Source organism: Brevibacillus sp. HB1.3, from assembly GCF_013186635.1.
GTDB lineage: Bacteria > Bacillota > Bacilli > Brevibacillales > Brevibacillaceae > Brevibacillus > Brevibacillus brevis_D.
This window is the reverse complement of the sequence record NZ_JABMIT010000005.1, coordinates 456,869-476,614: the sequence shown is the minus strand read 5'-3', so window position 1 is coordinate 476,614 and position 19,746 is coordinate 456,869. Positions and strand designations below refer to the sequence as shown.

General features: G+C 48.3%; 19 protein-coding genes and 1 pseudogene. 16 read left to right on the top strand and 4 right to left on the bottom strand.

The window, feature by feature from the left end:
• Positions 1-141 precede the first annotated feature (141 nt).
• The 4 genes and pseudogenes from HPY31_RS15175 to HPY31_RS15160 all read left to right on the top strand — a co-directional run bounded on the left by HPY31_RS15175 (position 142) and on the right by HPY31_RS15160 (position 2,101).
• Positions 142-810 carry an MBL fold metallo-hydrolase gene (locus tag HPY31_RS15175; protein ID WP_172141385.1) on the top strand — a complete coding sequence of 223 codons (669 nt, stop codon included), beginning with the start codon at positions 142-144 and terminating at the stop codon, positions 808-810.
• Positions 811-1,050: 240 nt separating this feature from the next.
• A pseudogene (locus HPY31_RS15170) lies at positions 1,051-1,286 on the top strand (DoxX family protein); the annotation flags it as partial.
• 66 nt (positions 1,287-1,352) lie between these two features.
• Positions 1,353-1,682: an ArsR/SmtB family transcription factor gene (locus HPY31_RS15165; RefSeq protein ID WP_172141384.1), complete on the top strand. Its 330-nt coding sequence runs from the start codon at positions 1,353-1,355 to the stop codon at positions 1,680-1,682.
• Entirely contained in the window at positions 1,679-2,101 is a 423-nt protein-coding gene (locus tag HPY31_RS15160; RefSeq protein WP_172141383.1) for an SRPBCC family protein, read from the top strand. Before HPY31_RS15165 ends, HPY31_RS15160 begins: the two co-directional genes overlap by 4 nt.
• Positions 2,102-2,173: 72 nt before the next feature.
• On the opposite strand, the gene HPY31_RS15155 is transcribed toward HPY31_RS15160, so the two are convergent.
• Entirely contained in the window at positions 2,174-3,451 is a 1,278-nt protein-coding gene (locus tag HPY31_RS15155; RefSeq protein WP_172141382.1) for an erythromycin esterase family protein, read from the bottom strand.
• A gap of 174 nt (positions 3,452-3,625) precedes the next feature.
• Positions 3,626-4,204 (bottom strand): GNAT family N-acetyltransferase, encoded by a 579-nt coding sequence (locus HPY31_RS15150; RefSeq protein ID WP_172141381.1) that lies wholly within the window; start codon positions 4,202-4,204, stop codon positions 3,626-3,628.
• Between the two features lie 117 nt (positions 4,205-4,321).
• On the opposite strand from HPY31_RS15150, the gene pdxR (HPY31_RS15145) reads away from it, so the two are divergent.
• From pdxR (HPY31_RS15145) to HPY31_RS15110, 8 genes are all read left to right on the top strand, one after another.
• Positions 4,322-5,743 (top strand): MocR-like pyridoxine biosynthesis transcription factor PdxR, encoded by a 1,422-nt coding sequence (gene pdxR, locus HPY31_RS15145; RefSeq protein WP_172141380.1) that lies wholly within the window; start codon positions 4,322-4,324, stop codon positions 5,741-5,743.
• Between the two features lie 90 nt (positions 5,744-5,833).
• Positions 5,834-6,403, top strand: coding sequence for a TetR/AcrR family transcriptional regulator (locus tag HPY31_RS15140; RefSeq protein ID WP_172141379.1), 570 nt, complete (start codon positions 5,834-5,836; stop codon positions 6,401-6,403).
• 14 nt (positions 6,404-6,417) lie between these two features.
• Positions 6,418-6,780, top strand: coding sequence for a DMT family transporter (locus HPY31_RS15135; protein WP_015893270.1), 363 nt, complete (start codon positions 6,418-6,420; stop codon positions 6,778-6,780).
• Positions 6,777-7,199, top strand: coding sequence for a YvaD family protein (locus tag HPY31_RS15130; protein ID WP_172141378.1), 423 nt, complete (start codon positions 6,777-6,779; stop codon positions 7,197-7,199). The genes HPY31_RS15135 and HPY31_RS15130 overlap by 4 nt, the downstream gene beginning before the upstream one ends.
• A gap of 216 nt (positions 7,200-7,415) precedes the next feature.
• Entirely contained in the window at positions 7,416-8,246 is an 831-nt protein-coding gene (locus HPY31_RS15125; protein ID WP_172141377.1) for an MIP/aquaporin family protein, read from the top strand.
• Between the two features lie 54 nt (positions 8,247-8,300).
• Positions 8,301-9,800, top strand: a complete 1,500-nt coding sequence (gene glpK / locus HPY31_RS15120; protein ID WP_172141376.1) for a glycerol kinase GlpK — start codon at positions 8,301-8,303, stop codon at positions 9,798-9,800.
• A 147-nt stretch (positions 9,801-9,947) separates the two neighbouring features.
• The gene (locus HPY31_RS15115) at positions 9,948-11,618 is read left to right on the top strand and encodes a glycerol-3-phosphate dehydrogenase/oxidase (RefSeq protein WP_172141375.1); all 1,671 of its coding nucleotides are present in this window, start codon (positions 9,948-9,950) and stop codon (positions 11,616-11,618) included.
• Positions 11,619-11,631: 13 nt separating this feature from the next.
• The gene (locus HPY31_RS15110) at positions 11,632-12,186 is read left to right on the top strand and encodes a glycerol-3-phosphate responsive antiterminator (protein WP_016741431.1); all 555 of its coding nucleotides are present in this window, start codon (positions 11,632-11,634) and stop codon (positions 12,184-12,186) included.
• Positions 12,187-12,697: 511 nt separating this feature from the next.
• Here the strand turns inward: HPY31_RS15110 and pdxR (HPY31_RS15105) are convergent.
• Positions 12,698-14,137 (bottom strand): MocR-like pyridoxine biosynthesis transcription factor PdxR, encoded by a 1,440-nt coding sequence (gene pdxR, locus HPY31_RS15105; RefSeq protein WP_172141374.1) that lies wholly within the window; start codon positions 14,135-14,137, stop codon positions 12,698-12,700.
• Between the two features lie 126 nt (positions 14,138-14,263).
• On the opposite strand from pdxR (HPY31_RS15105), the gene HPY31_RS15100 reads away from it, so the two are divergent.
• Positions 14,264-15,229, top strand: coding sequence for a proline dehydrogenase family protein (locus HPY31_RS15100; RefSeq protein WP_172141373.1), 966 nt, complete (start codon positions 14,264-14,266; stop codon positions 15,227-15,229).
• 43 nt (positions 15,230-15,272) lie between these two features.
• Here HPY31_RS15100 and HPY31_RS15095 read toward each other — a convergent pair whose 3' ends face one another.
• A complete protein-coding gene (locus HPY31_RS15095) occupies positions 15,273-15,440 on the bottom strand; it encodes a hypothetical protein (protein WP_172141372.1) in 168 nt (55 codons plus the stop codon).
• 148 nt (positions 15,441-15,588) lie between these two features.
• Here HPY31_RS15095 and HPY31_RS15090 point away from each other — a divergent pair, with 148 nt between their 5' ends.
• The 3 genes from HPY31_RS15090 to HPY31_RS15080 are packed head-to-tail and all read left to right on the top strand — an operon-like array spanning position 15,589 to position 19,744.
• On the top strand, positions 15,589-17,964 hold the full coding sequence (locus tag HPY31_RS15090; protein WP_172141371.1) for a DUF7408 domain-containing protein: 2,376 nt from the start codon (positions 15,589-15,591) through the stop codon (positions 17,962-17,964).
• A complete protein-coding gene (locus HPY31_RS15085; RefSeq protein WP_172141370.1) occupies positions 17,961-18,887 on the top strand; it encodes an ABC transporter ATP-binding protein in 927 nt (308 codons plus the stop codon). The genes HPY31_RS15090 and HPY31_RS15085 overlap by 4 nt, the downstream gene beginning before the upstream one ends.
• Positions 18,884-19,744, top strand: coding sequence for an ABC transporter permease (locus tag HPY31_RS15080; RefSeq protein WP_172141369.1), 861 nt, complete (start codon positions 18,884-18,886; stop codon positions 19,742-19,744). The genes HPY31_RS15085 and HPY31_RS15080 overlap by 4 nt, the downstream gene beginning before the upstream one ends.
• Positions 19,745-19,746 lie beyond the last annotated feature (2 nt).

Below are 19,746 nucleotides of genomic sequence, written 5' to 3'. Positions count from 1 at the left end.
CTGATCATGCAGATCCAGTTTTGAATGAATGAAGAAGCCATTCCTTAAAGGAATGGTTTTTTTTATGCAATGTTGACAACAACGAAACCAACATAATAATATAACCTTACGTAAAAAATTGGTTTTACGGAGGGCTGATTGATGGAAATTTCAAAGGGAGTCGAAATGCTTCATCTGGATTTTCAAGGGAATATCATTCATCCCATTCTGTTGTGGGATCAAGACATGGCTGTTTTAATAGACACCGGATTCCCAGGACAAATGGAAGATTTACGCGTGGCCATGGAAAAGACAGGGGTGCCGTTCGACAAACTAAAAGCTGTGATTTTAACGCATCAGGATGTGGATCACATCGGCAGTCTCCCAGAGATTTTGCAGGAGGGTGGGGATCAGGTTCACGTTTATTCACACGAACTGGATAAGCCGTATATTCAGGGGGAAATCCCACTTCTAAAAGACGGACACGTTGAGAATCCACCGAAGGGTAGAGTGGATCATACCGTGAGTGACGGTCAGGAACTGCCGTTTTGCGGTGGGATTCGCGTCATCCATACTCCTGGGCACACTCCCGGTCATATCAGCCTGTATCTAAAGCAAAGCAAGATCCTCATTGCCGGGGACTCGATGTACAGTGTAAACGGGTTTCTCGAAGGCATTCATGCCCCAACTACACCAGATATGAATGCAGCTAGACTCTCGTTGAAAAAGTATGTAGACCTCGACATTGCATCTGTGGTTTGTTACCACGGTGGACTTTGCAATGGAAATGTGAAGGATAGGACCGTAGAACTTAGTCAAGGGTTACGTTAACAGGCAGTTATTCAGATTCGACTGACAATCATCAAGCTTCGGCATGAACGCGCCGGGGCTTTTTAGCATGTAGTCAGGGGACAATACACTGTTTTTTCCAGTCGTGCTAAAGTAAAGGTCATTGTTGACAGGACACCAAAAGGTGTCGTATCATCAAAATGACACTAATTGGTGTCCAATTGGGAATTAGTCATTTAGAAAGTTTCGGACATGAATAAGTTTCACTTGAAACCGTTATGAGGGGGAAACATCGAGTTAGTGACGAATCTTGGTTACCCGCCATACATCTTGACCATTCTTGGGATTTGGAAAGTGCTTGGAGCCATTGCTCTCGTCATCCCAGGTTTCCCTCGGCTTAAAGAATGGGTTCACACTGGTATCTTCTTTTTAATGACTGGAGCGGCTTTATCTCACGCACATACGCTGCGCTAAATATCGTCTCGTGGGCGCTACGTCCGATGAGCCGCAAACTTTAGGGAGGTTGCAGAAATTAACGGTTGTCCCCACCATCCTACAGAAAATCAGATTTTGGAGGGAGTGTTGTGAGCGAGAATAACCCGTCACGGGATGTGTTTGATGCGATTGCAGATCCAACCAGGCGTCGACTGATTCGCCTGATAGCAGAGGCAGAGGAGATGCCGCTTCATGAATTAACGGCACAGTTTCAAATGGGGCGTACAGCGGTATCCAAGCATTTGACAATCTTGAAAGAGGCCGGACTGGTACTTGACCGAAAAGTAGGCAGAGAAACGCGATATAGGCTAAACGCCGCCCCACTTAGAGAAATTCAAGATTGGTTAGCTTTCTATACGCAGTTCTGGAGTACGAATATGTTGCGCTTAAACCAATTTTTAGAGGAGGAAGAAGAATGAATTTAACATTATCCCTGGATTTTCAGTACAAAACATCGATGGAGAAGCTCTGGTCCGCTTTAACCGATGCAAACAAGCTCACCAAGTGGATGGTCAACGTCCACACCGGACAGGCGATGGAAAATGATTTTAAGCCCGTTATCGGACATCACTTTCAGTTTCGCACGCAGCCGACCGAATATTGGGATGGAATTGTTAACGGTGAAGTGCTTATCGTGGAAGAGCCACACCGGCTGTCCTATACTTGGTGCAGTGGAGGAGAGGAGCACACGGTCACCTGGACGTTGCAGGATTTAGGGGACGGAAGGGTTAACCTTCATCTCGAACAAACCGGAATCTCAAATGCTCAAGCACTGGGTGGAGCCAAGTATGGCTGGAGCAATTGGTGCGGCGAGCTTGAAAAGGTATTGGAGCAATAATCGCATACCCTCAAAAAACGGCAGCCAGTTTCATTGGCTGCCGTAATTTTTAACCAGGAAAATGTCCACCCGTTAATCCGTTATCATAACCGAAGGAGTAGCCGTTCGCACGAAGATGATCGCATCAAAAGCTTTTGCTGGAACCATCTGCAACGTATACATCTTCTCCATTTTTCCATACCAGCTACTAAAAGCATCACCAATTGCACTGATGGACTGGGCTTTATTCAGATAGGTGTAAAAATCCTGATGCTGCTTTGCCTTGCCAAAATCAAGGAATCCATCCGCCATGCCTGTCTGTGCAAACAAAACAGCTAGCCGATCTTTGCCACTATTTTTTACAGTAAATGCTTTGCGCTCATTGGTAGTGGCGTCCTTTGCGAGGAAGGTGCTTTCGTAGAATTCACTTCCGATTGCGTAATATTGATCCCCCAAGGCTTTTGCGAGATGTGACCCCATGCAGGTTGTCAATCCTGCGGAAGTGGAGGTCTTTTCAATGTGTCCATTATGTCCGGCGATGAACAGGTTATTGCGACCGTAATGTTTCTTTTCAAAGGATAGAGTCCACATCACTTTGTCCGCCATATAGCGATCACGGGTGTTGCCATAGTTCGTGTTGGTTCCGCGCAGTGTAGCGTTTTGCTTGATGGATTCTGCCAAGGCAGTAGCCAGCTCATATTCTTTCACAGAGCTTTTCGCGATGTAGGCGGATTGGTTTTGTTTCATTTGCTCCATCAAGCTTTTTATGTGGGTGAGTGCCTCCTGTACGAGGGCGATCTTTTGATCATACACGGTCTGATCATTCAGATTCGTAAGCAGCTTCTCATACTTGGTTGCGAGTGTCGGATCAACTTTTTTCAAATAGGAGAAAAGCCCGTTTTTGTTATGGTCATAGCGTTGCATGTCAAAGCCATAGAAGTGAATTTGATCTTTGGTATCTCTCTGCTCATTAAAGGAGCGCATCCAAGAGAGAAGGGTCGCCATTTCTTCTGTATGATAAATCGTAAACCCGATGGCTTTTGCGGCATCCTGCGCAGTTCCGCTGCCACCTAAGATGTATTCATTGACCTTTTGTCCACCGCCAAAATCACCTTCGATTGCAAATACGCGATAACCTTGTTTTTCTACCAAGTGCTTAAAAATATCTAACTTCAGCGTAGTGAATTGCTTGTTGCCATGTGTAGCTTCTCCAAACCCGATGATGGTTTTTGCGGGAAGCTCCATTTTTGAAACAGGGACAAGGGTAGATTGCAATGACTGCTGCAAGGTGCTGGCTGATGCAGATTGGAAACCCGTCAATACACTCAGCACGATGAACAAGCTTAGGGTGATCAGGAGTTTTCTTTTCATATCAATCTCTCTTTCTTGAACGGATTACTGTGAAGCAAGTGGATTTTCTTACCAATTACATAATTATACTCCTTCTTGACCCTATTTACCTACAGTGAATTTATTCTGTGGAGTTCCAGTCAACATGTAAAAACGCACCTGGGTTGGATGATCCTTCAGTGCGTTTTCCATTTGCTATTTTAAATATTTCGCCCGATACTCATCTGCCAGCATGGACATGAGAATGGAGTCGTGATAGGCATGGTTGTAATAAAGCGCTTGTCGCTGTACGCCTTCCCGTTGGAAGCCGAGCTTTTCATACGTGTGGATGGCACGTTCGTTAAAGGCGAACACGTTTAGCTCGATACGGTGCAGATTGAGGATGCCAAAACCATAATCGAGCATCAGCAGAAGGGCTTCACTTCCGTAGCCTTTGCCTTGATAGGCATTTTGATCAATAGAAATTCGGATAAAGGCGCTGCGATTATTCCGATCGATATCCCCGATTTGGACGTCGCCAATCACCTGATCATTTTCACACAGGCAGATCAATAAGAGGACACTGGAAGAGTCTTGGCCTTTGTTCTCTATGTACTGCTGGATTTGCTCGCGCGTGAAATGTTTTTGTGTACCAGTCAGCATACGCGTTTCCTTGCTGAACAAGGAGCGGAAGTATAATTCGGTATCTTCCGTGCCAATCGGTCGCAAAAAAACACGTTCTCCTTCCAAAAAGCGAACCGCTGCACTGGCATTCTCGTGTGGTGTCATAGACATAGTCGTTGTCCTCCTGTTCGTTCATAACTTCTTTTTCTCAGGATAACGAACAAGTGTATACTTGAAAATGTGCAGTTTTGTAAAAATGAAAAGGACAGATGGGAGGGGGAAATCGAGATGCTCTTGACCCCAAACTGGCAGGAAAACGACAACGATCCGCAATACGTACAGCTTTATGCCTATTTAAAAAAGGAGATCGTCGCAGGACGCTTGGCGGTGAGTAGCAAGCTGCCATCCGTTCGAAAGCTGGCTGACCTGCTGGACTTGAGCACGACACCCGTGGAAATGGCATACCAGCAGCTGCTGGCGGAAGGTTTTATCCAGAGTAAACCGCGCAGTGGGTACTATGTGGAGAAATTGCCTGATCCAGAGGTGAAGCCGGGTGCTGATCTGAGCATACAAACCATCCAGCGGCCCATACTGCGTGACGAGCGAGAATACGTCTATGACTTTCATCTCTCCCGCAATGATTTTTCGTTATTTCCAACCATGATTTGGCGGCGTTTGTACAATGAGACACTTCACATAGAGCAGCAGGAGAATCTTTTTTATGGGGATCCGCAAGGGGAGGTTGGACTCAGGAGCCAAATCGCTGATTACTTGCGCAGGTACAGGGGTGTTGCTTGTTCACCGAATCAAGTGGTGATTGGGGCGGACCAATTTGGCTTGCTGTCCTTGATCTGTTTGATGGTAAGGCCGCAGTTTCAACGCATCGGCGTAGAAAATCCGGGGTATTTGCTGTTTGCCAATACGTTTCGCCAGCACGGCTACGATGTGGTGCCGATCTCACTGACAGAGGACGGAATTAATGTCAGTGAGCTATATGACTCAGAGGTTCGGTTGGCTGCCGTTTCTTCGGCTCATCAATACCCACGTGGGATGATCATGCCTATATCCAAGCGACTGCAATTGCTCGAATGGGCCAAAAGCGTGGGAGGGTACATCATCGAAGACGATTATGACGGAGAGTTTCGTTACCATGGCAGACCGATTCCGTCTATGCAAGGCTTGCTCCCGCATGCGAATGTCATTTATATGGGGAGCTTTGCGCAGGTATTGGCGCCTGCACTTGGCATTTGGTACATGGTCTTGCCAGAATCTCTGTTGGATACGTACTACAACCTGCTACGCGAGACATTGCTGGAACCATCCTCATCCCGACTGCATCAGCGGACGATGGAAGCCTTTATGGAAAAAGGATACTTCGAAAAGCATGTCCGTAAAATGCGCAAGCTGTACCGCAAAAAGCATGATGCGTTGCTGCTGGCTGTGCACAAGCATTTTGGCGAAAGAGCGACAGTCATCGGAGCGGATGCGGGCTTCCATGTCTTACTGCGGGTAAACAGCGAGCGAAGCGAGGAGGAGTTGAAAAAGCTGGCAATTCAAGCAGGCGTGAGAGCCTCGTCCGCATCGTTTACATGGCTGGTGCCACCCAATCCCTTGCCAAAAGAGTTTTTCCTCGGCTTCGCGGGCATTCCTTTGGAAAAAATCGATCCGGGTATCGAGGCACTGAGCCAAGTGTGGTTTGGTGATTGTTGACAAGGCATGCGTACGCCGTTATGCTAAGAGTACCTTTTGGAAAATATGAAAAACAAAATATTTTCCTTGTTTTCGAAAGGGGGTAAAAACATGCAGGAGCGTATCCTTCAATGCGCCTATCATGAGATTGAGACCAAGGGCGTCCGTTTTACGATGTCCGATTTAGCTCGGCGAGCAGGCGTTAGCACCAAGACGTTGTATGCGAGCTTTCCATCGAAAGAAGCCTTGATTACCAAGGTCATTGAAGTAAACATCGAGGATTTGCGTAAAGCGGAAGATCAGATTTTGCATGATCGTGACCTCGATTTGGTAGAGAAGATGCGGCAGCTCTTGGCACTGGTGCCGAACAACTTCTCGCGAACGGACCTGCGCGTGTGGTATGAGCTGAAGCGCTACTATCCCGAGCAATGGAAGCTGATCGACGAGTTCAATCAGCAGGAGTGGGAGCATGTTCGGATCATTCTGGAGCAAGGGGTAGAAGAAGGCGTGTTTCGTCGTATCCAGCTTCCGATCTTGATCCAGATGTATACCGGAACGCTCAACCAGCTAATTGATCAACAGTTGGCGAACCAGCATCGTGTGACGATTGGCGAAGCGCTGGATGCCGTCATCGATATTTTATTAGGTGGCATCGTAGATTCTTCATCTTCAAACAAGTAAGCAGGAGGAACATAATGAGTTGGGTCTATCTATTAATGGCGATTTTACTAGAGGTGGCTGGAACAACATCCATGAAGCTGTCTGACGGCCTGAGCAAGCCTGTCCCCAGTGTGATGATGTTTATCTTTTATATTTTGTGCTTCTCGTCGCTGAGCCTGGCGCTCAAGGAAATGGAGGTCGGGACTGCCTATGCTATCTGGTCGGGTCTTGGCACAGCAATCATCGCGGTCATTGGTGTGGTGATCTTTAAGGATGCCTTCACTGTCAAAAAAGTAATTGCTGTCGGACTGATCATCGTGGGTTGTGTACTGTTGAATCTGGGAGACACTTCTCATGCGCAACCTTCCAAAGATACAGGGGTAGCTGAGGCCAAATGAGTGAGAAAAATGTGAGGACCATGCTCGTGTTCTTTTGGGTCACCGATGTGGCTTTTGTCGCATACTGGCTCATTACATTTTTGGAGCTTCTCCCCGTGGAATATCTGTATCAGGATTACTACAACCCCCATTTGCTCGCATGGAACCTGTCCTTTTTCCCATTGGATATCTTCATTTCCATCACGGGCTTTGCCAGTCTGTACGCCTATCGCAGAGTACGGCACATTTGGAAGCCACTCGCCATGCTGTCACTTGTTTTGACGTCCTGCTCGGGTTTGCAGGCAATCGCTTTTTGGGCGTTCAAGGCAGATTTTGATTGGTCCTGGTGGATTCCGAACCTGTACCTGCTGATTTACCCGTTATTCTTTTTGCCGGGCTTGATGCGAGAACTGGCAAAAGTGAAGGAAAGGGATTCTTGACAAATTTTGAGCCATGGCTATATAGTAAGTCTTAAGTTAATAGTGCTGTGGAGATTGGGAGATCAGCTAATATTTGCAAAATGAGGGCATTTGCTCTTGTGTTGCGAGTATTAGCTTTTTTATTTTCTTGCCAGTCAAACCACAAAGGAGTTGGCAAATTGTAAGCGCTTTACGGGAGTTGTTTTACAATTTTTCCGAAAAGGGGGAGGATGGGGCATGTCTATTTATGTAGGGGAATTGATCGGGACAATGATCTTGATCATTTTGGGGGCAGGTGTTTGCGCCGGACAGAACTTGAAAAAGGCGTATTCCCAAAACGGCGGTTGGATTGTGATTACGCTGGGCTGGGGACTGGCAGTTGCGTGCGGAGCGTATGCAGTAGGAAGCATTAGCGGAGCGCATTTGAATCCAGCACTTACCATTGCACTGGCCAGCATCGGACAATTTCCGTGGGAGCATGTGCCGGGCTATATAGCGGCTCAACTGATTGGGGCATTTATGGGTGCGACGTTTGTCTGGATCTTTTATTACCCGCATTGGCGTGAGACGAATGATGCAGGAGCCAAATTGGGGGTATTTGCAACAGGTCCCGCGATTCCTCATACAGTCGCCAATCTCTTCAGCGAAATTTTAGGTACGTTTTTCTTAGTGCTCGGTCTACTGGCGATCGGAGCGAATAAATTTGCAGAAGGACTCAATCCGTTTATCGTTGGCTTCCTGATTGTCGCAATCGGTTTGTCTCTTGGTGGTACTACCGGCTATGCGATCAATCCAGCCCGTGACCTTGGCCCTCGCCTCGCCCATGCTCTCTTGCCCATCCACGGTAAAGGAAAGTCCAACTGGCGCTACGCATGGATTCCTGTTGTTGGACCTGTCATTGGAGCTGTAAGTGGAGCATTTTTTTACAAATGGACGTTTACAGACCATTCGCTGACAGGTGTAATAGCATTAGCGGCTTTTATGGTGATTGCCATCGCGGTCGGCATGACAACCAAAAAATCAATCGGCAGCAAGGAGCGAATCGCATCCGAAAGTGCGCGTTCCTAGACATAAAGGTAAGAATGAAGGCGATTCCAAATGAGTGAAGGAGGAACAGTTATCATGGAAAATAAATATATGCTTTCTCTCGATCAAGGAACCACGAGCTCTCGCGCTATTTTATTCGATAAATCAGGTGCCATTATCGGAGTTGCCCAGAAGGAATTCACACAAATCTATCCGAAGCCGGGTTGGGTGGAGCACAATGCCGAGGAAATCTGGGAATCACAGCTGGAAGTTTTGAAAGCGGTTTTACTGGAGAATCATGTGAAACCGGAAGAAATCGCAGGAATCGGGATTACCAATCAGCGGGAAACAACTGTGGTATGGGATAAGCACACAGGAAAGCCAATCCACCATGCGATTGTATGGCAAAGCAGACAGTCCATCGATATTTGCAACCAGTTGAAAGAGCAAGGCTATGAGCAAACCGTTCGTGAAAAGACAGGATTGTTGATTGACGCTTACTTTTCTGGCACAAAGGTAAAATGGCTGCTCGATCATGTGGAGGGAGCACGGGAGCGAGCCGAGAGAGGCGACCTCTTGTTTGGAACCATTGATACGTGGCTGATTTGGAAGCTGACCAATGGTCTTGTGCATGTGACCGACTATTCCAATGCTTCGCGCACGTTGATGTTTAATATTCATTCCCTGGAGTGGGACGACGAGCTGTTGAACATGCTGCAAATTCCGAAAAGCATGCTGCCAGCTGTCCGTCCTTCCAGCGAAATGTACGGCTACACAGACGAGAAGCTCTTCGAATTCCAGATTCCGATTGCCGGGATTGCCGGAGACCAGCAGGCCGCTTTGTTTGGGCAGGCGTGCTTTGCGGAAGGGCAGGCAAAAAACACATACGGAACAGGTTGCTTCATGCTGATGAATACCGGAGAAAAGGCAGTTGCATCTAAAAACGGGCTGTTGACAACCATTGCTTGGGGCGTGGATGGCAAGGTAGAATACGCCCTGGAAGGCAGTATTTTTGTGGCTGGTGCGGCGATTCAATGGCTGCGTGACGGACTCAAGCTGATCGAAAAATCCTCGGATTCAGAAAAACACGCAATCGCTGTTGACAGCACAGATGGTGTCTATATGGTTCCAGCCTTTGTTGGCTTGGGAGCGCCGTATTGGGATATGGAAGCGAGAGGGGCGATCTTTGGCTTGACCCGTGGAACGACCGAAGATCATTTGATTCGGGCAGCGCTGGAGTCTTTGGCTTATCAGACACGGGATGTGCTTGAAGCGATGGAGGCTGATTCCGGCATCCGGCTGCAAAAGCTGGCGGTAGACGGTGGTGCCGTGGCGAATAACTTTTTGATGCAGTTCCAGTCCGATATCCTGAATACAGAGGTAGAGCGTCCACGTGTCAATGAAACGACCGCACTGGGAGCAGCTTACCTGGCAGGGCTTGCTGTCGGGTATTGGGGTAGCAAGGAAGATATTGTGAATAATAAAGTGGTGGAGCGCTCCTTCTCACCAGATATGGCGGAGGAAGTGCGCCAGAGGCTGTACGCAGGTTGGAAGCAAGCGGTTACGGCAACGATGGGTTACAAGATTAGGCATTGATTTTTGCGTAAAAGAGGTCTAAAGTTAAAGATAAGTTAATCATGCTGTGGAGACTACGGAGACAGCCAGTATCAGAAGAGCAATGACATTGCATTGCTTCTTTTGGATATTGGCTGTCTTTTTCTTTTAGAAAGGATGAGAAGAACGATGAACGATCAACATGCACTATCATCAAGTCAACGCCAGGCTTGTCTGGATAAAATGGCAAACAAACAGCTCGATCTTTTGGTAATTGGCGGTGGGGTGACGGGAGCAGGTATTGCCCTCGACGCAGCCGCGAGAGGTCTTAGCGTTGGACTCGTAGAAAAACAGGACTTCGCTGCGGGCACTAGCAGTCGCTCTACCAAGCTCGTTCATGGAGGATTGCGCTATTTGAAGCAGGGCGATGTGCAGCTGGTGCGGGAAGTAGGCCGGGAGCGAGCTATTTTGTATCGCAATGCGCCACATATCGTCATCCCGGAAAAAATGATTTTGCCCATCGTGAAAAATGGCACCTATGGCAAACTGGCAACCTCTGTTGGTTTGTATGTGTACGATGTGCTGGCTGGAGTCGAAAGAAAAGAACGACGCATCATGCTGAACAAACAGAAAACCGTGGAGGCAGAACCGCTATTGCGCCGAGATATTCTCAAGGGCGGCGGGCTCTATTTCGAATACCGGACAGATGATGCTAGGCTCACCGTTGAGGTCATGAAAACAGCAAGCTCGCGCGGAGCACTCTGCGTGAACTACACCGAAGCCACTGGCTTTATTTATGAAAACGGCAAAGTTATCGGGATTAACGCGAAGGATTTGCTCACGGGTGCGGAGTACTCCCTCCATGCCAAAAAAATCGTCAACGCAGCAGGACCTTGGGTGGATCAGCTACGAGAAAAAGACCACTCCCTGTACGGCAAGCGCCTCCACCTGACAAAAGGTGTCCATCTGGTGGTGCCATATAACAGACTTCCATTGAAGCAGGCCGTTTATTTCGATGTATCCGACGGGCGCATGCTGTTTGCCATTCCGCGCAATAACAGTACGTATATCGGTACTACTGACACGAATTACAAAGGTGTGCTGGAGCGGCCAACGGTGACGAGAGAAGACATGGAGTATGTGTTGAATGCCGCGAATGAGATGTTCCCTTCTGTGAAGCTGACGGAAGAGGATGTCAGCTCCAGCTGGGCAGGACTCAGACCGCTGATCCACGAAGATGGCAAGTCTCCATCCGAATTGTCACGCAAGGACGAGATTTTTTATTCCAAGAGTGGGCTGATTACAATCGCAGGTGGAAAATTGACGGGCTTCCGCAAGATGGCCGAGCGCATTGTCGATGTGGTGGCCAAGCAGTTGACTGAAGAAGAAGGCAGAGCATTTAAAGCTTGCCAGACAGACAAAATCGTTCTCGCTGGCGGAAAATTTGAATCCGCGGCCAAGATTCCTGTATTTGTGAAAGCACAGGCAGAGCGACTTCGCCAATGGGGAATCACCGAGGAACAAATCCGCGTTCTGGTTGGAAAATATGGAAGCAACAGTGAGCAAATCGTAACCATGTGCCAGGAGATTTTGACACAAAATGCTCAAAATGTGTCTCCAATTGAAGCACTGTTGAAAGCAGAACTGCGCTACGCTGTAGAAGAAGAAATGGTCATGACCTTGAGCGATTTTCTCATTCGTCGCAGTGGCAGACTATTCTTCGAGAGGGATACACTGGAGCCTATGTATCGAATGGTGGGAGAAGAGCTCGCTCATGAGCTGCAATGGTCGGATGAGAGAAAAGAACATGAAATAAAAGCGTTTGAAGAGGAATATCATCTTGCGAAAACATTTCAATAGGGGTGATTCGTGATTGGCAAACCAGATCAATCAAGTCATACTTCCTGCAGCCCGGACATTAAAGGAATTTGATGAACTCATGGAAAGCAGCTACGAGCGCATTATTTTGCTGAATGCTCATGTAGCGCAAGTAAAGCCACTGGGGAAACGGGCCAGAGCGTTCGGGAAAAAACTGCTGATCCATGCTGATCTCATAGACGGCTTGAAGTCTGATGAATATGCGATGGAGTTTCTTGCGCAAGAAGCACAGCCCGAAGGAATCATCACCACACGGAACAGTGCCGTCCTTGCCGCCAAGAAAAAAGGACTCATTTCGATCCAACGACTTTTTCTCATTGATACGATGGCATTAGATAGCAGCCTTACCCAGCTGGAGAGAACCAAGCCGGATTACGTCGAGGTTTTGCCAGGAATCATTCCCCATCTGATCGAAGAAATCACTGTACGAACCAAGATTCCGGTTATCGCTGGAGGCTTTATTCGTACAATGGAAGATGTCGATCGCGCTATTCTTGCAGGTGCGACATCTGTAACCACTTCTCGCAGAGAGCTGTGGACGAAATCATAAGAGCCTAGTAGAGTAGTCAAAAGCCGGTCATTCCTGTTCGTAGGAATACCGGTTTTTTGGTGCTTGTCCGATAAGAAAATAGGTAGATGACGATAGATAGAGGAGGTAGGTAGATACCCTTTTATTTGGATAACGGTCAGTAGTCTATGCGGATGAATGTCACCGTGCATATACACATATAGTCAGCAAAAATAAGAGGAAAGAAGGCGGTTGCGTGAACTTTCAAAGCTCTCAATGGCAATCCTCGTACTCTTCGCGGGAAGGACATTCTTCTTATTACCCTTGGCAAAGAGATCGGGATCGGCCACCAGGATGGGATCGTGGAGGAGAATGGCAGAGACCTTACCGGAGTTGGGAGTTTGACCACAGACGGAGATGCCCGGATCACTGTCGTTGGTGCCCTCCTGGCTGCTGCGGACGCTTTCGCTAACAGATAAGTAGTAGAACGAGAGCCAAATCTTGAGAGGGATTCGAGAGATTTGGCTCTTCTTTTAGGGAAAGAGGGTGGAAATCATGGTGAATCAAGAGATGCAAGCATTCTCGTTAAAACAGCCCTGATTCTCTCGACCCCTTCTTCGATCTGTGCCTCATTGGTATTGCCGTATCCGAGAATGATTTTATCCGTATGATTGCCTTTGACAATGGCGTGTTCCTCGACCGGGTAGACACGCACTCCGGCTTGCTCCAGCGCAGCCAGGACGTCAGGTGTGAAGTGAACCGTGGGAAAAGCTGCTACGATGTGCAGTCCAGCGGCCTCCCCCCAAATGCGAATACCATCACCAAAAGCCAGTTTAAGAGCATCAATCAAGCATTGACGGCGTTTTTTGTACAGCTTTTTTACGCGATTCACGTATTTCTCTAAATGCCCCTCCTCGATAAAAATCCCGAGGGCAAGCTGATCAATCGAAGGGGCATGCAAATCGGATAGCCATTTTGCCTGTTGATAGGAAGCTACCAATGCTTTTGGAAGGACGAGGTATCCCTGGCGCAGTCCGGGAGAAAGGATTTTGCTAAAGGAACCGATGTAGATAACACGCTCCGAGGCAAGTCCCTGAATGGAGCTGATAGGAGCAGTCTCGTAACGAAACTCGCTGTCGTAATCATCCTCGACAATGTAGCAGTCAGCTTCCCGTGCATAACGAATGAGTTGAAGTCTTCGCTGGATGGGCATGGTGCCGCCGAGCGGGAACTGATGGGAAGGCGTGACAAATACGAAGCGAGGGCGATGGGCAGATAATGACGGTAGCTGTTCCATATCCATCCCGTAGCCATCTGTCGGAACAGGCAGTAAACGAGCGCCTGTCCTGGTGAATATACTCTGGATATCGTGCGTGATCGGGTCCTCGATGACTACGTGACTATCAGGACGAAGAAGCACATTGGCAATCAGGGTGAGCGCCTGAGTAGCCCCGGATGTCATAATGATTTGCTCGGGGTCGCATTGCACGCCGCGCGTTCGATACAAATAGCGACACAAAATCGTGCGCAACTCCGTACGTCCCTCGGGACGATTATAGCCAAAGACTGACAGCGGTGCTTCCTGACAGACTCGTTGGACAGTTTTGCCCCAGAGGTTGCGAGGAAAGTGCTCCAGAGCAGGAACACCAGAACGAAAATCGATTAGCTTGCTCTCGGCTTCGTTGAAATGCTGATCCACTTTCGGCAACCCAGCCCCAGCTTCTGTCATCCGGGCGTGCTGTTCCAAATAAATGCCCGAGGCAATGAAATACCCGGAGCCACGTCTGCTCTCGATGTAGCCCTCGGCCAGTAGCTGCTCGTACGCCTCTAGTACCACATTGCGAGAGAGGTGCAGTTCGCTTGCTACTTTTCGGGTAGATGGAAGCTTGAAGCCGGCTGTAAGCTCTCCGCTCAAAATCTTTGTGCGCAATTCAGAATAAATTTGTCTGATTAACGGAATCGGTTTCTCTCGGTCAATGGTTATCCAGAGCAAGCCGTGTGAGCCTCCTTTCGCAACTGGTCCTCTCGAAATTGTGGGAAACTGGACCTAATCCATACAAGCGTACCATGGTAGGGTGATAGAAGAGAAGAGGTTGCCATTGCCAAAGGAGAGAGAAGGATGACACCAGAAGAGAGAAGAACGGCAGACATTTTGCGTACAATCGCCCGTGATGAACGAATCAAGGAAGCGGTCAGAACATCGCCCTTGCTATATCCGTTGCTTTTGACTGCTGCGAAACGTTATGTGACAGGCGAAACGCGAGCGGATGCAATAAAAATAGCCCAACGCTTGGAAAAATTGGGCTACCGTCTATCAATGGAACACATTGGTGAAAATACGCTGGATTCGCAGATTGTACATGAAGCGCAGCGGGAATTTCTGGCGCTAACTGCGGATTGCTCCCAACTACATAAACCAGTCGGAATATCCTTTGATCTGTCCCATCTCGGCTTGTTACTGGATAAAGAGCAGGCGTTTACCCACGTAGAAGAGTTGGCGGAGCGGGCGAGACATAACGGCCACTATTTGATGATCAGCATGGAGGAATCGGCGAAAACAGAGGCGATCATTAGCATGTATGAGCGCTTGGCACAGCGACATGAAAATGTGGGCATTACGATTCAAGCACATTTGCACCGCTCGCTGGATGATGTGAAACGGGTGCTCGGACTCCCAGGGAAAATTCGTTTGGTTAAAGGCGCATTCAAGGAACCTCAGGAAATCGCATTGGGGCGTTCAGTGGAGTTGAACGAACGATACCTGGAGCTGGCTGATATGTGTGTACGAGCTGGGCGTGAATGCTCACTCGCCACGCACGACCAAACGATTGTGGACGAGCTAGACGGTCGAGACTATTTGCATCGACCGAATGTAGAGGTCGAGCTGTTATACGGGGTACGCCCTGAGCTGGCTCATGCTTTGCGAGAAAAAGGAGTTCAAGTGCGCTTGTACCTCACGTATGGGACAGAGTGGTACTTGTACTTGTGTCATCGACTGGCGGAGCACCCGCCTCATGTGCATCAGGCGATAGCCGATATGTTTGATACGGCGAGACTTCAGGATGTAGGGTATGGCATGTCATAGAAGGAATACGAAAAAACGTCAGAGCATGATCCTGACGTTTTTTCTATTTTTCATTATGTCTTGCCTTCACACAAATTCCCCAGCCAAACTGCTCTTGATTCATGATTTCTGCCCGAATCGTGATTACCCCTGCTCGTGCACCAAAAACGAGTCCGACTAAGCCTACCTGCTTGGGGATGGCAACTTCCATGTTATGAGAATAATTTCCCAACAGGTGTCTAAAAATCCTTTCGCCCTTGTCGATCCATCGACTTCATTTTTGAAAAAAATTGTAGCTATTTGTCTGGAAATAACGTCAATAACTGTATGAGTAGAAAAGATAGGAAGAAAAAAGAATGGTCCGTGGAGGTTTTGAATGAATGAAAACGGCGCAGTGTAAGCGATGGCTCCTGGCCTTCTGTGCGTTCCTCCTGTTAGTAGCAGGTGTTCCTTTAGGATTAACGAGGACAGCCTTGGCAGAGGGAAACATTCAGCTAGGAGTAACAGTCGGAATTGAAGGGAAGTACAGGGAAACGGGGATGGTTCCCGTTGTCGTCACGGTGAAAAATGGAGGGGCGGATATCGAAGGGGAGCTTTTTGTCGCCACTGGAGAACGGGTAGACAGTCGCTTCGCAGTTGCCAATTATCAGCCGGTTTCCATTGCAAGCGGAGTGACCAAGCAGGCAACGATTATCGTTCCTGGATCAGAGCTGCAAAGTAGTTCTTATGTGGCCTTGATGCAAGATAACAAAGTGATCGCGCAAACGCCAATAACAGGCAGTTCATACAGCGAAGATACGCTGATGATCGGTGTGTTGGCAGAAAATCCCGATACAGCTAACTTCCTTGGTGTACTGCCGAAAGGCTCTAATCATAACCCTGTCCAGCTATTGACGATGAAGGCAGACAATATGCCAGTGACAGGTACACAGCTCCAGATGATGAATATGCTCGTCATCAACAATTTTGCTTTGGATTCATTGAATGAACAGCAGATCAAAGCAATTCGGGATTGGACAAAATCAGGCGGGATGCTGATTTTAGCTGGAGGAGCACAGTACAAGAAATCCGGAGGCGTTTTGAGTGATTTGTCACCAGTAGAAGTGACAGGAGTGACGAGTGTACAGACACTTTCTAGTTTAAAAGTGGATAAGACCAATCCGATTGCACTGACATCCCCCTTTACTGTAAGCAATGGGACATTGAAGGCAGGGAAAGTTCTGTATAGCGAAGGAAATATTCCGCTGATGGCTGTACATAACGTGGGAGCCGGAAAAGTATTGTACGTCGCCTATGATTTGGCGGCGGAACCAGTAGCCAGCTGGGCAGGAAACAGCCGCTTTTGGGCAGATACATTAGTAAAGGCTTTTGGTTCTTTAAGCAATGCTTCAAATAGGAGCATGATCGAAGACGTATGGCCGCTTCGGGATGCTGCTGATCGCGTCCCATCCTTGAAAATTCCGGAGGTTGGCTGGTTCGCAGTATTTTTCGGAATTTATGCCCTGATTGTCGGGCCAGTTCTTTTCTATATTTTGCGGAGAGGCCGCAAGCAAAGCTACATGTGGGTGATCGTCCCTGCCCTTTCGGTGTTGGCGGGAATCGGAATCTTCTCGATTGGTGCCATCCAGCGGGGTGTGGGTGTAAAGCTGCACCAGGTAGGTTATGTGGAGCTGCAAAACAACGGACAGGCGAATACGGTGAGTGTTACCGCATTATTCGTACCGAGTAATGACGACTATCGTTTGACTTTAAAGGGAGAGGGCATGACCCAGCCTGTCATTGAAAGAAATTATACCGATCAAGTTCCGAAAACGTGGATTTCCATACAGCCAGATCAGACTCATATTGATTTCCGAGATGTAGAATTCTGGTCGATGCGCAAGGTTGCGACAGAGCAAACCTTATCAGACGTAGGGAAAATAGAATCGAATCTGTCGTATGAGAACGGCGCACTAAAAGGAACTGTGACGAACCATACGAAGTACTCGCTGCGAGATGTGACGATCTCGACAGGTATAACGGTACAAGAGTTTCCGCAGCTGGCGGCTGGCAGCAGTATCGAAGTGAACTTGCCGTTTGCCTCTCAACATCAAGCAAGGCGGAACAAACATCGGATGAATATGGGGAATGCGCTGCCGCAGCACCTGCAATCGAATGGCTATGAAACAGAAACGCGTGAACAACTCATCGTGGAAATGCTGGACATGCTGGACAGACGTAGCGGTCCGTCTGAAGTGGTAAAACTCGTGGGCTGGACTGATGAGCAAGTTGTTGAGGCTGTCGTACCAAACGAAAATACGGAGAACAGCAGCATTGCGATGGTCACTTCGACGCTGCAAGTAAATCCATCCAAGGACGGACACATTTATTATCCGACGGGATCATTTGATGTGACGATGTCGGGCAGCTCTGTTCCGGTAGATGATTACGGCGATGGTTTTCGACTCCCTGCCGGGGATATTACGTTTGATATCAATCTGAATCAGGAAGGACAGGAGCTTACTATCAGCAATTTGTATCTGTACACCTGGTCAGAGGACAATACGACCTTTGAAAAAGAGGTGTACAACTGGAAGACAAAAGCTTTCGAACCATTTGAAAAAGCATTCATGAACAACGTCATGTCAAGAGACAAGACCACTACTTATGTTTCGGGCGACGGCATTGTCCGCATCAAATTTGCCCACCAGTTTGAGGACGAACGCCACATTGGGGTTCCAAGTGTCAGTGTGGAAGGGAAGGTGAGCAAGAAGTGATCCAGATCCAAAATTTGCGCAAGCGCTACGGCAAAATGGAAGCGTTAAAAGGACTTTCGCTCGAAATTGAAAAGGGTACCGTTTTTGGTTTCGTCGGTCCGAACGGGGCAGGAAAATCGACGACAATGTCCATTCTGGCGACTTTATTGGAGCCGACCAGTGGGAAAGCATACGTAGGCGGCTACGAAGTGACCAGGCATCCAAAGGAAGTGCGCAAGCTGATCGGCTACATGCCAGACTTTTTTGGTGTCTACGACAATTTGACAGCAGAAGAGTACCTTGATTTTTACGCTGCGAACTACGATATTCCGGCAGCTGAACGAAAACAAATCATTCCGCAGTTATTGGAGCTGGTGAATCTCACGCACAAGCGGGATGCCTACGTTGACTCATTGTCGCGGGGAATGAAGCAGCGCCTCGGACTGGCCCGCTCGCTGGTTCACAATCCGGAGGTACTCATTTTGGATGAACCGGCTTCTGGTTTGGACCCGCGTGCACGCATCGAGCTGCGGGAGATTCTGAAGGAACTGCGGGATATGGGCAAGACGATTATCATTAGCTCGCACATATTGCCTGAGCTGGCGGAGATGTGCGACGTCATCGGGATTGTGGAGGAAGGCAATCTGGTTGCCTTTGGACGAGTCGATGAGATTTACTCGAAAATGCAAGAACAGCGGGTATTGCGCATTCGCCTGTTAGATCGGGTTGAGGAAGCAATGACGCGCCTGCGTGAAATGCCCGTCATTACCAGGGTGACACGTGAAGGGAACTGGGTCGTTGCAGGCTTTTCAGGCAATGACGAAGAACAGGTTGAGCTGCTGCGGGAGCTTGCGGTGTCAGGCTATCCTGTTGCCGCGTTTAATGAGGCAGTAGGTGATTTGGAAGAAATCTTCCTGGAAATTACGAAAGGGGTGGGCTCATGAGCAACTTGAGACGATTTCACAACCCTGTCTTGTTCAATGAATGGAAAATGCGGATGCGAACCAATCGGTCACCGTGGATCATCCTGTTATATTTGCTCGTTTTGGGCGCAATGACGCTCACGATCATTTTCTTTATGACAAACGGTGGCAGCTATTACAACCCGAACGATACACGGGAGCTGTTCATGATGCTGTCTGTGTTTCAGCTCGGGATGATCGGCTTCGTCGTGCCGGGACTGACGGCAGGTGTGATTTCCGGTGAACGCGAACGCCAGACGTTGAGTGTGCTGTTGACCACGAATGTCAGCGCCACACGATTGATTTTAGGCAAATGGCTGGCATCGCTCAGCTTCATGACCTTTCTGGTCATTGCGACCATCCCGCTCTATGCCATCGTCTTTTTGTATGGGGGAATTTCACCTGCACAAGTCATCAAGGTGTTTGGCTTTTACATCATTACGATGTTCGGTATCGGCAGCATTGGTGTGCTCATGTCCACGCTGATCAAACGGACTGGTATCTCTACGGTTGTCACTTATGCCGTGGTGTTCGGATCTGCGATCGGGTCGAGCATACTGGCGGAAATTATCAAAGAGTTCATTCGGTACCAGCGTCGGTCCGGTAACATGCCATCCGCGACTATGCCAGACTGGCCCAATCTCATGCATAATTTTAACCCATTGTTTGCAATGTTGAACATTTTTGAAGAAGGGCCGCAGATCAGGATTGGGAATGTGGACCCGTACGCGGTTTACTGCCTGTTTTTCGGGTCCATTACACTGTTCTGCCTGTTACTTTCCATTTATCTCATTCAGCCAGTGAAACCGAGATTTCGCAAAGTAAAAGAGGAGCAATAAGC

Excerpts from the sequence above, each read along its gene's own strand:
- HPY31_RS15160 (WP_172141383.1), top strand. The coding sequence starts at position 1,679 with ATGAATTTAACATTATCCCTGGATTTTCAGTACAAAACATCGATGGAG.
- pdxR (WP_172141380.1), top strand. The coding sequence starts at position 4,322 with ATGCTCTTGACCCCAAACTGGCAGGAAAACGACAACGATCCGCAATAC.
- HPY31_RS15125 (WP_172141377.1), top strand. The coding sequence starts at position 7,416 with ATGTCTATTTATGTAGGGGAATTGATCGGGACAATGATCTTGATCATT.
- HPY31_RS15155 (WP_172141382.1), bottom strand. The coding sequence starts at position 3,451 with ATGAAAAGAAAACTCCTGATCACCCTAAGCTTGTTCATCGTGCTGAGT.
- HPY31_RS15130 (WP_172141378.1), top strand. The coding sequence starts at position 6,777 with ATGAGTGAGAAAAATGTGAGGACCATGCTCGTGTTCTTTTGGGTCACC.
- HPY31_RS15115 (WP_172141375.1), top strand. The coding sequence starts at position 9,948 with ATGAACGATCAACATGCACTATCATCAAGTCAACGCCAGGCTTGTCTG.
- HPY31_RS15100 (WP_172141373.1), top strand. The coding sequence starts at position 14,264 with ATGACACCAGAAGAGAGAAGAACGGCAGACATTTTGCGTACAATCGCC.
- HPY31_RS15135 (WP_015893270.1), top strand. The coding sequence starts at position 6,418 with ATGAGTTGGGTCTATCTATTAATGGCGATTTTACTAGAGGTGGCTGGA.
- glpK (WP_172141376.1), top strand. The coding sequence starts at position 8,301 with ATGGAAAATAAATATATGCTTTCTCTCGATCAAGGAACCACGAGCTCT.
- HPY31_RS15140 (WP_172141379.1), top strand. The coding sequence starts at position 5,834 with ATGCAGGAGCGTATCCTTCAATGCGCCTATCATGAGATTGAGACCAAG.
- HPY31_RS15080 (WP_172141369.1), top strand. The coding sequence starts at position 18,884 with ATGAGCAACTTGAGACGATTTCACAACCCTGTCTTGTTCAATGAATGG.
- HPY31_RS15090 (WP_172141371.1), top strand. The coding sequence starts at position 15,589 with ATGAAAACGGCGCAGTGTAAGCGATGGCTCCTGGCCTTCTGTGCGTTC.
- HPY31_RS15175 (WP_172141385.1), top strand. The coding sequence starts at position 142 with ATGGAAATTTCAAAGGGAGTCGAAATGCTTCATCTGGATTTTCAAGGG.
- HPY31_RS15150 (WP_172141381.1), bottom strand. The coding sequence starts at position 4,204 with ATGTCTATGACACCACACGAGAATGCCAGTGCAGCGGTTCGCTTTTTG.